Raw genomic sequence first — 14,639 nt, forward strand, 5'->3', positions numbered from 1 at the left:
ATACCCGAAAAGGATTGAAGAAAACATGAATATTGAACAGTTCCAACAAGCACTGCTGGAGAAAGGGATCAAGCTTTCTCCTCAACAGCTTGATCAGTTTGACACTTATTATCGATTATTGGTGGAATGGAACGAAAAGATGAACTTAACAGCCATCACTGATAAAGAAGAAGTTTATCTTAAGCATTTTTATGATTCAATCAGTGCAGCCTTTTATTTTGACTTTAACAAAACGTATCGAATTTGCGATGTTGGGGCTGGAGCTGGATTTCCGAGTATTCCATTGAAGATTTGTTTCCCTGATATCCACGTCTCGATTGTGGATTCCTTGAATAAGCGAATTTCTTTTTTGAATCACCTTGCGGATTCCTTGCAATTAAAGGGAGTTTCCTTCTATCACGACCGGGCGGAAACCTTCGCCCAAAAACAGGAGCATCGCGAATCCTATGATATTGTCATGGCAAGGGCGGTAGCCAGGATGTCGGTTTTAAGTGAACTATGTTTGCCGCTCGTTAAACTGGATGGGACGTTCATTGCCATGAAAGCGGCTAGTGCACAAGATGAAATGGACACAGGGAAGAAGGCCGTTTTTACGTTAGGCGGAGAAATCGAAGAAATTCATCCTTTCACATTGCCAGAGGAAAATAGTGAAAGAAACATCATTACTGTAAAAAAAGTGAGGAAGACTCCTAAAAAGTACCCGAGAAAACCAGGGACACCGAATAAGCAGCCTATAGAATGACCTCTGCACGATGAGTATGTTTTCATAGTAATCGTAGATGATTCGGATATATGCTGGTACTGGCCCTTATTTTCTTTTACTATAAATGTATGACCTTATTCTTTTCACGCAATACTGCATTTGCCAACAAAAAGGCATTTTCGGTACATGTTAAAACGTGTGCCCTGTGCTGGCTGATTCAGGGAAATAATCTTGGGCAAGCCGGCCGATATTTATAATAACTGGCCAGCCATTCCTCATTATTGCCTTGATGGCGCCAGTCGACATGTTTTTTACAGTGAAGGGCCATATGTATAACCATGTCGGGAAATGTATGCAGGACTTGTCCTTTAAATAGAGAATATGTTATTTGGGAGTTTTAAAAGGTGGTGTAGGAAGATGAAGCATCCTTTTTCGCGGTTCTTTGGGTTTGGCGAAAAAGAAGAAGAGCAACTAGAGATGGAGACACCTAGCAATAATAATGAAGAGATAAGAAAAATTTCCATTTCTGATATTGTGCCTAATCGATTTCAACCAAGGACCGTTTTTAATGACGATAAAATTGCCGAATTGGCTCAAACGATCCATACACATGGGATCATTCAACCAATTGTAGTAAGGGCTCATGGTCAGGGGAAATATGAAATCATTGCAGGTGAGCGTCGTTTCCGGGCCATGCAAAAGCTTGGCTGGGAATTGGCACCTGCTATAATCAAAGATTTCACTGATACAGAAACGGCTTCCGTTGCGCTGATAGAGAACCTTCAGCGTGAAGAGCTGACACCGATCGAAGAAGCTTTGGCTTACGGAAAACTATTGGAGCTGCATAGTTTAACCCAAGAAGCTTTGGCACAAAGACTGGGAATAGGTCAATCTACCGTGGCGAATAAGCTTCGGCTGCTTAAGCTGCCCCAGGAGGTTCAGGATGCACTTCTTCAAAAGCAAATTACGGAACGTCATGCCCGCTCGTTGATACCGTTGAAGAGTCCTGAAAAGCAGCTAAAACTGCTTTTGGAAATCATCGAAAAAGGGTTAAACGTCAAGCAGACCGAAGAGCAGGTCGTCAAGCTCTTAACGGGTACTGTGCAAAAGCCGAAACCTAAACGAAAAGCGTTTAGTAAAGACATGAGGATTGCCGTGAATACCATACGCCAATCACTCAGTATGGTTACAGACAATGGAATAAATTTGGATGCAGAGGAAGAAGAATTCGAGGAGTATTATCAGTTCACGATTAAAATACCCAAGAAAAAAACTTGATTCCCTATCCTTAGCCCGCTTGGTAGTCTCTGATTACCAAGCTTTTTTTATTTGCTTTCCAAAACTGGTATGTCACCTTAAAAACATTCAGCTTTTCCCGAATTTTTAATGCTTTTAGATAAATTTCTAATTTTAAGAGGAATTTCAGAAAACGATTTCTTCCCGTAACATTCATGATAAAATAGAAAGAAATAAATGGATTTACGGTAAAATTCAATAGATATAGCATGATGAAGATAGTTGAAAGCAGGTGAATTCGTGGGTAAGATTCTCGCCATTGCCAATCAAAAGGGCGGTGTTGGAAAAACGACAACTTCTGTCAGTCTAAGTGCCTGTCTTGCATACATAGGACAGAAAGTCTTAATGGTCGATATTGACCCGCAGGGAAATGCGACAAGCGGTGCCGGTATTGACAAAGCAGATGTGGAACAATGTATTTATGATGTATTGGTTGATGATGTCGAGGCCAGTACCGTTATCATGGAAACAAAGGTAGAAAACCTATATGCTATACCTGCGACTATTCAACTTGCAGGTGCAGAAATTGAACTTGTTCCAACCATCTCAAGGGAAGTCCGATTAAAAAGGGCGTTAGAAGAGGTGCAAGGCCAATATGATTACATTGTGATTGACTGTCCTCCATCATTGGGTTTGCTTACGCTTAATGCCTTAACGGCCGCTGATGCAGTTTTGATTCCGGTACAATGTGAATATTATGCATTGGAGGGTTTGAGTCAACTATTGAATACGGTCCGCCTCGTCCAAAAGCATTTGAATCATGATTTGAAAATTGAGGGTGTGCTATTGACGATGTTGGATGCAAGAACAAATTTAGGTCTCCAGGTCATAGAAGAAGTCAAAAAATACTTCCAGGATAAAGTCTATCAAACCATCATTCCCCGCAATGTCCGTTTGAGTGAAGCACCGAGTCATGGAGAACCGATAATTATATATGATCCAAAGTCACGAGGAGCGGAGGTCTATCTAGAACTGGCAAAGGAAGTGGTATCAAATGGCTAAAGGGCTTGGCAAAGGACTTAACGCACTTTTCAATAGTGGGGAGATCAGTAAAGATGAAATCGTGCGCGAAATCAAATTAAGGGAATTAAGGCCAAATCCTTATCAGCCCCGAAAGAGTTTTCGGCTTGAAGCTATAGAGGAATTAAAGCAATCCATCTTGGAACACGGGATATTACAGCCGATTATTGCCCGGAAAAGTATTAAGGGATATGAAATCGTGGCTGGGGAAAGGCGTTATCGTGCTGCCAAGGAAGCTGGGTTGAAGACAGTTCCGGTCGTTGTGAGGGAATTGAGTGAACAGCAAATGATGGAACTGGCGATTTTGGAAAACCTGCAACGGGAAGATTTGAATCCGATCGAGGAAGCTGCCGCTTATCAAACGCTTCTTGAAAAATTGGAGTTTACCCAGGAGCAGTTGGCCAATCGACTGGGTAAAAGTCGACCCCATATAGCAAACCATGTTAGATTACTATCTTTGCCTGAAGGGATTAGGAGATATATCTCTGATGGGGAAATTTCCATGGGGCATGGCCGGGCATTGCTAGGTTTAAAGAAAAAAGAGATGCTTAAGCCGGTAGCGGATAAAATCCTTAGAGAAGGTATGAATGTCAGACAGCTAGAGCAATATATACATCAATTGAATGATACCGTTTCACGTGAAACCAAAACTAAAAAACAAGAGAAAAAAGATATCTTCATAAAGCAACGGGAGACAAGTCTGCGTGAAAGACTAGGAACGAGCGTAACGATAAAACAAAGCAAGAAAAAAGGAAAAATAGAAATAGAATTCTTTTCAAAAGAAGATTTAGAGAGAATTTTGAACTTGATCGATCAAGAGAACCTTTCCTCTTAGATCCCCTTTATGAAAAGATCGTCACGACATATGCAGAAAATTAGGTGGATGAGATGGTATTATTAGGGGCTTTGGTGAATGGTGCCTGCATTTTAATCGGCTCGATTTTAGGAAGGTTTTTACAACATATACCTGAAAAGATAAAAGAAACGGTCATGAGCGGTATCGGTTTAGCCGTGATGGTCTTAGGTTTGCAGATGGGGTTTAAAAGCGATAATTTCCTTGTTGTCATTTTAAGTATTGTCGGAGGGGCTGTCCTGGGTGAATGGATGAATCTTGAGGGCAGGCTTAATTCTTTAGGCAATTGGATTGAACGCAGGATGAAAGCGAAGGAAGGAACCTCGATATCCCAGGGGTTTGTAACGGCTACGCTCATATTTGGCATTGGGGCAATGGCCATTATCGGTGCCCTGGATAGCGGTATCCGGAATGATCATGATGTTTTGATAACAAAAGCGATCATCGATGGATTTACAGCACTGGTCCTCGCCAGCACGCTAGGCATAGGTGTACTTTTTTCAGCATTTCCGATCATTCTTTATGAGGGATTCCTGGCGGTTTTTTCAAGGCAGATCAATACGATGATCCCAACTGCTTTAATGGATTCCTTCATATTGGAAATGACGGCAACTGGGGGAGTCATGATTTTGGCGATTGGTTTGAATATTATCGGTGTCACCAAAATCAGGGTGGCGAATCTGCTTCCGGGCATAATGATCACTGCCATTCTGGTTACTTTCATGTATTATGTATAAAAAAGAAGGAAGGGGATGGCCCCTTCCTTCTTTTTTATGATAAGTAAAACCGATCAAAGGGTTTTTTCTTGCTCGAATGACCATGTGAAAGGAGTGATGGAAGGTTTTATTGGATAATGATTTTGTGCTTCATAAATTCCCTGGGCAATGGTTTTGGCCATTTTTAGCACAAGATTAAGACGCGTGTTCTGCAAGACCATGAACTCCATGAATCCACTTACATTCACGATTCCTGTAATATGGGCATTTCCAACGGAAGGAAGATCTTTATTGACCCCGGCACCTGGCTTTACTGGTCCCTGGCCGATTTGAACGATGCCGACACTTTTCATTTTCCCTAAGCAAGCATCGATTCCGACTATAAAGGGATTGGCATGAATCTTTTTAATTTCATTTAATTTCTCCTGTAAATTCATCGCATGTATAGGGTCATCCAGAGTGCCATAAACATGGAATGAAGAAGAACTGTTTTCAGCTTTTTCACTAAGCAGAGTGCCGACAAGTGGTCCGAGTGAATCGCCTGTGGAACGGTCTGTGCCTATACAGACGATGACGATTGGTTGAAGCTTTCCGGTTGGTAGGAGGTTGATTAATTCCTGGGAAATTTGTTTGGATGCATCCGTATCTTCATGCAGGATGCGACTCAATCTATTTTTATTATTATTAAATAGACTAGAATTCAGATTCATCGGCTCAACTCCTTTACTTTATTTGGTATTACAGTATACGGATAAAAAGGGAAAAATATACGGTATTTAACATGATGGATGAGGGATTTTTTTGTAGAACATGCAAACAGGTGAAGGGGAAATGAATCGACGTTCTTCCTCTACCAATTGCTTTCATTTATACTTTCTAGTAAATAATTACTTGAATATCTGGGGGAAACCTTCTAATTCTTTTACCTATATACCCATAATTTTTTTGTACAGAAACCATTATTTATTGATAAAATAGAGAAAATCTCTCTAACTCATGGTTATCTCAATGCATGATGGGTAGAGGAATACGTCTATATGGGAAAAAATCATATAGAAGATATAGAAGTTTTGCAGTTATTTGCATGAGGCAGGAGGAAAATATGGATCGCATTTATGATAACGTTTCAAAAGAGATATTGGATGAGAAGATATGGCTGCTGATGGGCGAGGGCATTATTAAAATCTTCCTTGTTCTGTTGTTATCGCGTATTATTATTACAATAGGAAAGACTATTCTGAATAAATTTTTCAAAGCACGTTTAAGAAGTCCCATTCGGGTATCGGAGCGCAGGGAAGCGACACTCATTAAATTGCTGGAAAATATCATTACCTATGTCTTCAATTTCATTGCCTTGTTGATGATTCTGGAGATTCTTGGTCTTCATGTAATGCCATTACTCGCTGGTGCCGGTGTTCTCGGTTTGGCCATTGGTTTTGGCGCACAAAGTTTGGTCAAGGATATAATTACCGGGTTTTTCGTTATTTTTGAAGATCATTTCTCGGTTGGGGATTATATTAAAATCAATACTTTTGAAGGGGAAGTCATTGAAATCGGGCTTCGTACGACGAAAATTAAAAGCGGTGCAGGGGAATTGCACTTCATACCCAACGGCAGCATCATCCAGGTTACGAATTATTCCATTTTAAACAGTGTGGCTGTGGTTGACGTGACCATACCTAACGATGGATCGGTCGAGCGTGCTGAGAAGGTGCTGATTGATCTTTTAAACAGTATGGAAGGTAAATACGAAGCCTTGATCAAAGCACCTGAATTTTTGGGAATTGAAAAAATCAGTCCTGAAGAAATCGTCTTTCGGATTAAAGCGGAAACAAAGCCGATGCATCACATTGAAATCAGTAGGATATTAAGAAAAGAAATAAGTGCTGCGCTTGATTCAAGTGGGATTAAATCTACGTACAATGGCAGCGAGTCATAGGAATTAGGGGGCTCATGGTTATGGAAGAAAAGGAATTTGCACTTAAGGATATTGTGGAAATGAAGAAACCACATCCCTGTGGAGTGAATAAGTGGAGAATTATACGGCTCGGTATGGATATCCGGATAAAATGTGAAGGGTGCGGTCATAGCGTGATGCTGCCTCGACGTGAATTCGCGAAGAAAATGAAAAAAGTTCTGCAAAAGCATGAGGAGTGATCATGCTTTTTTTTCGGAGTGAAAGCAGTCCTGTCATCTCAATGATTTACTTGTCTTTTTAGGAAGCGAAATCTATAATTGGGAAAGGTTTAGGTAATTGGATGGTCTTTATAGAAGATCAGTTCTTTTCCCATATGTACGAATCATCTTGAAGGAGTGAAATATAAATGGCTTTAACAGCTGGTATAGTCGGTTTGCCTAACGTAGGTAAATCCACTTTATTTAATGCAATTACTCAGGCAGGTGCGGAATCTGCCAACTATCCTTTCTGTACGATCGACCCAAATGTCGGGATTGTGGAAGTGCCAGATCACCGTCTGCAAAAATTGACTGAATTGGTAAAACCGAAAAAGACGGTTCCGACAGCATTTGAATTCACGGATATCGCCGGGATTGTAAAAGGAGCAAGTAAAGGAGAAGGATTGGGTAATAAATTCCTTTCCCATATCCGTCAAGTGGATGCAATTTGTCAAGTCGTCCGTTGTTTTGCAGACGATAACATTACCCATGTTTCAGGAAAAGTAAATCCAATCGATGATATCGAAGTCATCAACCTAGAATTGATCCTTGCCGATTTGGAATCTGTTGTCAAACGCATCGACCGTGTCGGAAAAATGGCCAAGCAAAAAGATAAAGCCGCTGTGGCAGAACATGAAATCCTTGTGGCTTTAAAAGAAGCATTGGAAGATGAAAAGCCTGCACGTTCCGTCGAGTTTACTGAAGAGCAGCAAAAAATCGTGAAGGGCATGCATTTACTTACAGCGAAGCCGACGCTTTACGTGGCGAACGTGAGCGAAGATGAAGTGGCCAATGCTGATGATAATGAATATGTACAGCAAGTTCGTGAATATGCTGCTAAGGAAAATGCCGAAGTAATCGTGATTTGTGCCAAAATCGAAGAAGAAATTGCAGAGCTTGAAGGTGAAGAAAAGGAAATGTTCCTATCTGAACTTGGCATCGAGGAGTCAGGCCTTGATCAGTTGATCCGTGCATCTTATAATCTGCTTGGATTGGCAACATACTTTACAGCTGGTGTACAGGAAGTGCGTGCTTGGACATTCCGCAAAGGAATGAAAGCCCCTCAATGTGCCGGCGTCATTCACACGGACTTCGAACGTGGTTTCATCCGTGCCGAAACGGTTTCTTATACCGATTTACTTGAAGCGGGCAGCCATGGTGCTGCAAAAGAAGCGGGGAAAGTCCGTTTGGAAGGAAAAGAATACATCGTTAATGATGGCGATGTTATCCATTTCCGTTTTAACGTGTAAGATTCAAAGACCCTACCATTCCATGTAGGGTCTTTTTTTGAGACTTTAATTATTGGATTACAATTAATTGTAATAAGTCGATCAGTTCGTTGCAAAGCCTCTTTAACTATGCTATAATTTTATCTTGTGAGTAATTATAAATAATTGCTCCTTGCCCAATTGGGCCGCTTAGACCAAAAGGAGGTGACAGTGATGAGAAAATACGAAATTATGTATATCATCCGTCCAAACATTGAGGAAGAAGCTAAAAAAGCTTTAGTTGAACGTTTCAACACAATCCTTTCTGATAATGGTGCGGAAGTAGAAGCAAAAGAATGGGGTAAACGCCGTCTTGCATACGAAATCAATGATTTCCGTGATGGTTACTACATGCTTCTTAAAGTTAACGCTGAAAGTGCTGCGATTCAAGAATTCGATCGTCTTGCTAAAATCAGTGAAGACATTATTCGCCACATGGCTACTAGAGAAGAAGTATAATTCGATATTTAATATAAATTCTAATCTTGTTTCACATGGAACAAGCTTGAAACCTAGGGGTTGATTCTGATGATGAATCGCGTAGTTTTGGTAGGACGCTTAACTAAAGATCCTGAATTACGATATACACCTAATGGAGTTCCCGTAGCTACCTTTACTTTAGCTGTGAACCGTAGTTTTACGAATCAGCAGGGTGAACGTGAAGCGGATTTCATTAACTGTGTAGTTTGGCGTAAACCGGCAGAAAATGTAGCTAACTTCTTGAAAAAGGGCAGTTTAGCTGGCGTGGATGGACGTGTCCAAACACGTAATTATGAAGGACAAGACGGCAAACGCGTATATGTGACGGAGATTCTGGCTGAGAGCGTTCAATTCCTTGAACCACGAAGCAGTTCAGCGGGTGAAAGAAATGAAGGCGGTTCTTACGGTGGGGGTCAAAGAAGTTATGGCAATAATAACGGAAATGACAACAATTCGTATGGACAAAATCCTAATCAGAATCAACGGAGCAATAACAACTACACTCGTGTAGATGATGATCCATTTGCAAATGACGGTAAAACAATCGACATTTCAGATGACGATCTTCCATTTTAAACAGCCGTTTAAAATGAAAATTTAAAAAGCAGGGAGGGAAATTTATTATGGCAATGGGTGGACGTAAAGGACGCGGTAAGCGTAAAAAGGTTTGTTATTTCACATCTAACGGAATCACTAAAATTGATTACAAAGATGTAGATCTTCTTAAAAAATTCGTCTCAGAACGCGGTAAAATTTTACCACGTCGTGTAACTGGCACAAGCGCTAAATATCAACGTAAATTAACGATTGCTATTAAACGCTCACGTACTATGGCATTACTACCATATGTATCTGGTGAATAATAAATTGGCACATTGAGGAGTTATCCTTAATGTGCCTTTTTTATAAGTTGTCACTTATGATTGAAAACCGCTGAATTGCGGTTTTTTTATTTCAAAAGGAAGTTATCCGGACGTTTTCCTCAGAAAAAATAATCATATCCTAAAAAAGAATGTGATGTTTGAAATATCCTGGCCGTAACGGATACAATATAAAGATGGAGATAAGACATCAATCATAACAGGGGGTGAAATAAAGATGAATAGCGGGAGACGAATTGCCGAGGGCGGAGCACTTCTGGCACTATATTGCATTTTATTGTTCATCACCATTCAAGTCCCACTATTGGGTATTTTCACTACTTTCTTTTTACCCATTCCATTCATACTGGTCACAATCAAACAAAAGTTATCGTGGAGCCTTGGTTACTTATTTGTAGCCTCGTTATTGTCGATTCTCATCGGGACGATATTGTCTGTTCCGCTGACCTTGCTCATGGGGGCGACGGGAATTGCGATCGGCCATTTTTTGAAAAAGGACAAACCGATGGCACCTATGTTCATAAGCGCAGTCCTTGTCTTCCTGGGAGGCATTTTATTAATATATGCAGCTTCAGTGTTGATAACGGATGTTAATTACATAGAAGAATCGATGAACATGGCTGAGGGGTCCCTCGAAAATACAATCGGCATCATGGATTCCTTTGGACAGGCACCGACGGAACAAGTCAAAAAGCGGATGTATGAATCAATCGATATGATAAATACGTTGATGCCCAGTTTGTTCGTCTTGATGTCCGTCATCATGGTTTTATTAATTTTCTTTGCGGCCCATCCCATTTTGAAAAGATTCAGTGATAAGGCGTTAAAATGGCCCCATTTTCGAGATCTGCGACTCCCGAAAAGCCTTTTATGGTATTATTTAATTACGATGCTTCTTGCTCTTTTTGTGAATACGGACAAGAACAGTTTTGTATATATGGCCATAACGAACCTATTTTTCATACTGCAGTTCTTCATTTTATTACAAGGATATTCCCTGATATTCTATATCGCTCATGTTAAGTCATGGGCTAAGGCCATACCTGTTTTAATCGTGGTTTTTTCTTTGCTTCTGCCGATTCCGATTATTACGACGGCCGTCCGATTTTTAGGTATAATAGATTTAGGCTTTCCTTTTAGGGAGACAATCAAGAAAAAGGAATAGAAGACTTTTTTGTAAAACAGATGCTTTTAGGAGCTGAAACTATGCCATCTTATTTGAAAGAATACTCGATTAAGTCCCCATTGTATGGGGTGCTGGCCGCGGTCGTTTTCCTTTTGGGCGTACTGGCTTATTATAATTGGGTTATTGCACTTGTTGGACTATTGATTCTTGCTGGTTTATTTTATTTAACATTAAGAATGGTAGAAAAAAAGCAACGGAAGACCGAAGAGTATATAACGACTTTATCCTACCGTTTAAAGAAGGTGGGCGAGGAAGCGTTATTGGAAATGCCGATTGGGATCATGCTCTTTAATGAGGATTTTTACATTGAATGGACCAATCCATTCCTGGCTTCTTGTTTTAGTGAAGACTCCTTGGCAGGAAGATCGCTATACGATGTTGCGGACTCGATAGTACCGTTAATCAAGCAAGAGATCGAGACAGAGACACTTACGCTCCACGATCGGAAATTCAAGGTGGTCCATAAGCGTGATGAAAGGCTTCTTTACTTTTTTGATGTGACGGAGCAAGTGGAAATTGAGAAATTATATGAAGATGAGCGAACGGCAATTGCGATCATTCTTCTTGATAACTATGATGATTTGACACAGGGTATGGATGATCAGCGTAAAAGCAGCATTAACAGCTTGGTTACCTCACTTCTTGATAAATGGGCAAGGGATAATGGCGTTTTCTTTAAACGGGTTTCCTCGGAACGATTCATCGCTGTCTTTAATGAGCATATCCTTCAGCAGCTTGAGAAGGGGAAATTCTCGATTTTGGATGAAATCAGGGAAACGACTGCCAAGCAAAATGTACCATTGACCCTGAGCATCGGTGTCGGTTCGGCCGTGTCATCCTTGCCGGAACTAGGTACGCTTGCACAGTCTAGCTTGGATCTCGCTTTAGGACGTGGCGGTGACCAGGTAGCCATAAAGCAAGCGAATGGAAAAGTGAAATTCTATGGCGGCAAAACCAATCCGATGGAAAAACGCACCAGGGTCCGTGCCCGTGTGATTTCCCATGCATTGAAGGATATAGTCCTTGATAGCGATAAAGTCATTGTCATGGGCCATAAAAACCCGGATATGGACGCAATCGGTTCAGCGATCGGCATCTTGAAAGTTGCCCAGATGAATGAACGTGAAGGCTATATTGTCATTAACACCCAGCAGCTCGATAGCAGTGTCCTTCGTTTGATGGAAGAGATTAAAAATAAAGAAGAGCTGTATGCCCGGTTCATAACACCTGATGATGCATTTGAAATGATTACGGATGAGACCTTGCTGGTTGTGGTCGATACACATAAACCTTCCATGGTAATTGAAGAGCGGTTATTGAATAGGATCGATAAGGTTGTAGTCATCGACCATCATCGCCGGGGTGAGGAGTTCATCAAGAATTCATTGCTCGTCTATATGGAGCCCTATGCATCTTCAACAGCAGAACTTGTAACCGAACTGCTTGAATATCAGCCGAAACGCTCAAAGATTGATATGCTGGAGTCGACGGCGCTTCTTGCAGGTATCATCGTCGATACGAAAAGCTTCACCTTAAGAACAGGTTCACGTACTTTCGATGCAGCCTCTTATCTAAGGGCGCATGGAGCTGATACGGTACTTGTCCAGAAATTCTTAAAAGAAGACGTGGACACCTATATCAAACGTTCGAAGCTCATTGAAGAAGTCATCTTTTATAAAAAGGGAATTGCCATTGCCGCGGCAAAAACCGATCAGGTTCATAATCAGGTGCTCATTGCTCAGGCTGCGGACACCCTATTGACCATGGATGGCGTTGTCGCTTCCTTTGTAATGGCTAAGCGATCTGATGATACAGTTGGCATAAGTGCGCGTTCTCTTGGTGATATCAATGTACAGGTGATCATGGAAATGTTGAATGGAGGCGGACATCTAACAAATGCCGCCACTCAACAGGTATGCTCCATTGATGAAGCCGAAAGTCGATTAAAATCAGCTATTGATGAATATTTAGAAGGGGGACAAAAAGAATGAAAGTAATATTTCTAAAAGACGTTAAAGGTAAAGGGAAAAAAGGGGAAGTTAAAAATGTTGCAGATGGTTATGCACATAATTTCCTGCTTAAACAAGGATTGGCCGTTGAAGCAAATAATACAAATGTAAAAACTTTGGAAGCTCAGAAAAATAAAGAAGAATCACTTGCAGCAGAAGAGCTGCAGCATGCTGAAGAATTGAAGGTGCAGCTGGAGAAATTAACGGTTGAACTATCTGCCAAAGCCGGTGAGGGCGGGCGTTTATTCGGTTCCATCACGACTAAACAAATTGCATCAGAGCTTCAGAAAAAAAACGGTATCAAGGTTGATAAACGTAAAATGGAGCTTGCTGACGGCATCCGTTCTTTAGGGCATACCAAGGTTCCAGTCAAGCTTCATCCTGAAGTCACTGCTACACTGACTGTACATGTGAAAGAAATTAACTAATTTTAGCTGTTTCATATCTGTGAAAAATTGATAAAATAGAGATAGACGAAAAATGTGATTGGGCATGTTGTCCTTTCACTTTTTTCTTTTTTACTAGAAACATATAAAAGGTATCCTCTTAGATTGGGAGGTTTTAAGATATGATAGAACAATTTCAGGATAGGATTCCCCCTCAAAATATAGAAGCCGAACAGGCTGTACTGGGAGCCATTTTTCTAGAGCCCTCTTCATTGACCGTTACATCGGAAGTTTTGATTCCGGAGGACTTTTACAGAAGCTCTCATCAAAAGATTTTTAATGTGATGCTTAAATTGAATGACGAAGGAAAAGCTGTCGATTTGATTACGGTGACAGAGGAACTGGCTGCGACAAAAAACCTTGAAGAAGTTGGCGGTGTTTCTTATTTAAGTGAATTGGCCGGATCGGTGCCTACCGCGGCCAATATTGAATATTATGCCCGCATCGTCGAGGAGAAGTCATTGCTGCGTCGTTTGATCAGGACAGCGACCAACATCGCTCAGGAAGGCTACAGTCGCGAGGACGAGGTCGAGGAGCTGCTCGGGGAAGCAGAAAAAACGATCATGGAAGTGGCCCAGCGTAAAAATTCCGGGTCTTTTCAAAATATTAAAGATGTATTGGTTGCGACGTACGATAACATAGAAATTTTGACTACCCGTAAAGGGGATGTCACGGGAATACCGACAGGGTTTGCTGAACTGGATCGAATGACAGCGGGGTTCCAACGTAATGACCTCATTATAGTGGGTGCCCGTCCTTCGGTTGGTAAAACCGCTTTTGCATTGAATATCGCTCAAAACGTTGCGACCAAAACGGAGGAGAATGTAGCGATTTTCAGTCTTGAAATGGGTGCAGAGCAACTCGTTATGCGTATGCTCTGTGCTGAAGGGAATATCAACGCTCAGAATTTACGGACAGGTTCCTTAACTGATGAGGATTGGCGTAAACTGACGATGGCGATGGGAAGCTTGTCGAATGCCGGCATTTATATCGATGATACGCCAGGTGTGAGGATTGGTGAAATCCGTTCAAAATGCCGTCGTTTGAAGCAGGAACATGGCCTTGGCATGATATTGATCGATTACCTGCAGTTGATTCAAGGCGATGGCCGTTCAGGCGACAACCGTCAGCAAGAGGTATCCGAGATTTCACGTTCACTCAAAGCGCTCGCTCGTGAACTTAAAGTGCCCGTCATCGCCCTTTCCCAGCTATCGCGGGGAGTGGAGCAGCGTCAGGATAAGCGCCCGATGATGTCTGATATCCGGGAATCCGGGAGTATCGAGCAAGATGCAGATATCGTCGCATTCTTATACCGTGATGATTATTATGATAAAGAATCCGAGAACAAAAATATCATTGAAATCATTATAGCGAAACAGCGTAATGGTCCAGTAGGCACGGTTTCGCTTGCATTCGTAAAAGAATATAATAAATTCGTTAACCTCGAACGCCGCTTCGATGATGATTCGATGTCTCCCGGCGCATAGGGAACTGCCTGCCATTCATGCAATGGCGGGCTTTCTTTGTTTTGGGTAAAAGAAAGGGCGTTATGATAATAGAAAAAGAAAACAAAGGGTACAATAATGATTGACAATCCAAAACCCAA

General features: G+C 41.4%; 16 protein-coding genes. 15 read left to right on the plus strand and 1 reads right to left on the minus strand.

The annotated features are described in order from the left end of the window. Positions 1 to 25 precede the first annotated feature (25 nt). The 5 genes from rsmG (at position 26) to Q8G36_RS09865 (ending at position 4,609) form a co-directional block, all read left to right on the plus strand. Complete coding sequence (gene rsmG, locus Q8G36_RS09845; RefSeq protein ID WP_305159980.1) at positions 26 to 742, plus strand: 16S rRNA (guanine(527)-N(7))-methyltransferase RsmG; 717 nt, start codon at positions 26 to 28, stop codon at positions 740 to 742. 378 nt (positions 743 to 1,120) lie between these two features. Beyond that, positions 1,121 to 1,981: a nucleoid occlusion protein gene (gene noc / locus Q8G36_RS09850; protein ID WP_305159979.1), complete on the plus strand. Its 861-nt coding sequence runs from the start codon at positions 1,121 to 1,123 to the stop codon at positions 1,979 to 1,981. Positions 1,982 to 2,239: 258 nt separating this feature from the next. Further along, positions 2,240 to 3,001, plus strand: a complete 762-nt coding sequence (locus Q8G36_RS09855) for a ParA family protein (protein WP_076368556.1) — start codon at positions 2,240 to 2,242, stop codon at positions 2,999 to 3,001. Continuing rightward, positions 2,994 to 3,854 carry a ParB/RepB/Spo0J family partition protein gene (locus Q8G36_RS09860; protein ID WP_305159978.1) on the plus strand — a complete coding sequence of 287 codons (861 nt, stop codon included), beginning with the start codon at positions 2,994 to 2,996 and terminating at the stop codon, positions 3,852 to 3,854. Before Q8G36_RS09855 ends, Q8G36_RS09860 begins: the two co-directional genes overlap by 8 nt. 53 nt (positions 3,855 to 3,907) lie before the next feature. After that, positions 3,908 to 4,609: a DUF554 domain-containing protein gene (locus tag Q8G36_RS09865; RefSeq protein ID WP_289351446.1), complete on the plus strand. Its 702-nt coding sequence runs from the start codon at positions 3,908 to 3,910 to the stop codon at positions 4,607 to 4,609. Positions 4,610 to 4,662: 53 nt separating this feature from the next. Here the strand turns inward: Q8G36_RS09865 and yyaC are convergent, their stop codons facing one another. Then, positions 4,663 to 5,298 carry a spore protease YyaC gene (gene yyaC, locus Q8G36_RS09870; protein WP_305159977.1) on the minus strand — a complete coding sequence of 212 codons (636 nt, stop codon included), beginning with the start codon at positions 5,296 to 5,298 and terminating at the stop codon, positions 4,663 to 4,665. A gap of 392 nt (positions 5,299 to 5,690) precedes the next feature. On the opposite strand from yyaC, the gene Q8G36_RS09875 reads away from it, so the two are divergent. From Q8G36_RS09875 to dnaB, 10 genes are all read left to right on the plus strand, one after another. Then, entirely contained in the window at positions 5,691 to 6,527 is an 837-nt protein-coding gene (locus Q8G36_RS09875) for a mechanosensitive ion channel family protein (protein WP_305159976.1), read from the plus strand. A 20-nt stretch (positions 6,528 to 6,547) separates the two neighbouring features. After that, positions 6,548 to 6,745, plus strand: a complete 198-nt coding sequence (locus tag Q8G36_RS09880) for a DUF951 domain-containing protein (protein WP_034316158.1) — start codon at positions 6,548 to 6,550, stop codon at positions 6,743 to 6,745. Between the two features lie 167 nt (positions 6,746 to 6,912). Further along, complete coding sequence (gene ychF / locus Q8G36_RS09885; RefSeq protein WP_034316156.1) at positions 6,913 to 8,013, plus strand: redox-regulated ATPase YchF; 1,101 nt, start codon at positions 6,913 to 6,915, stop codon at positions 8,011 to 8,013. Positions 8,014 to 8,205: 192 nt separating this feature from the next. Then, entirely contained in the window at positions 8,206 to 8,490 is a 285-nt protein-coding gene (gene rpsF, locus Q8G36_RS09890; protein ID WP_034316153.1) for a 30S ribosomal protein S6, read from the plus strand. Positions 8,491 to 8,559: 69 nt separating this feature from the next. After that, positions 8,560 to 9,087, plus strand: coding sequence for a single-stranded DNA-binding protein (ssb, locus tag Q8G36_RS09895; protein WP_034316149.1), 528 nt, complete (start codon positions 8,560 to 8,562; stop codon positions 9,085 to 9,087). Between the two features lie 47 nt (positions 9,088 to 9,134). Next, on the plus strand, positions 9,135 to 9,374 hold the full coding sequence (gene rpsR / locus Q8G36_RS09900) for a 30S ribosomal protein S18 (RefSeq protein WP_034316147.1): 240 nt from the start codon (positions 9,135 to 9,137) through the stop codon (positions 9,372 to 9,374). A 235-nt stretch (positions 9,375 to 9,609) separates the two neighbouring features. Beyond that, the gene (locus Q8G36_RS09905; protein WP_305159974.1) at positions 9,610 to 10,557 is read left to right on the plus strand and encodes a YybS family protein; all 948 of its coding nucleotides are present in this window, start codon (positions 9,610 to 9,612) and stop codon (positions 10,555 to 10,557) included. A gap of 41 nt (positions 10,558 to 10,598) precedes the next feature. After that, positions 10,599 to 12,569, plus strand: a complete 1,971-nt coding sequence (locus Q8G36_RS09910; RefSeq protein ID WP_305159973.1) for a DHH family phosphoesterase — start codon at positions 10,599 to 10,601, stop codon at positions 12,567 to 12,569. Next, positions 12,566 to 13,015, plus strand: a complete 450-nt coding sequence (gene rplI, locus Q8G36_RS09915; RefSeq protein ID WP_305159972.1) for a 50S ribosomal protein L9 — start codon at positions 12,566 to 12,568, stop codon at positions 13,013 to 13,015. Before Q8G36_RS09910 ends, rplI begins: the two co-directional genes overlap by 4 nt. A 140-nt stretch (positions 13,016 to 13,155) precedes the next feature. Continuing rightward, on the plus strand, positions 13,156 to 14,520 hold the full coding sequence (gene dnaB / locus Q8G36_RS09920; protein WP_034316139.1) for a replicative DNA helicase: 1,365 nt from the start codon (positions 13,156 to 13,158) through the stop codon (positions 14,518 to 14,520). Positions 14,521 to 14,639 lie beyond the last annotated feature (119 nt).

Origin of the sequence: Peribacillus frigoritolerans (assembly GCF_030676415.1) — a bacterium.
In the GTDB taxonomy this organism is placed as follows: domain Bacteria; phylum Bacillota; class Bacilli; order Bacillales; family DSM-1321; genus Peribacillus; species Peribacillus frigoritolerans_A.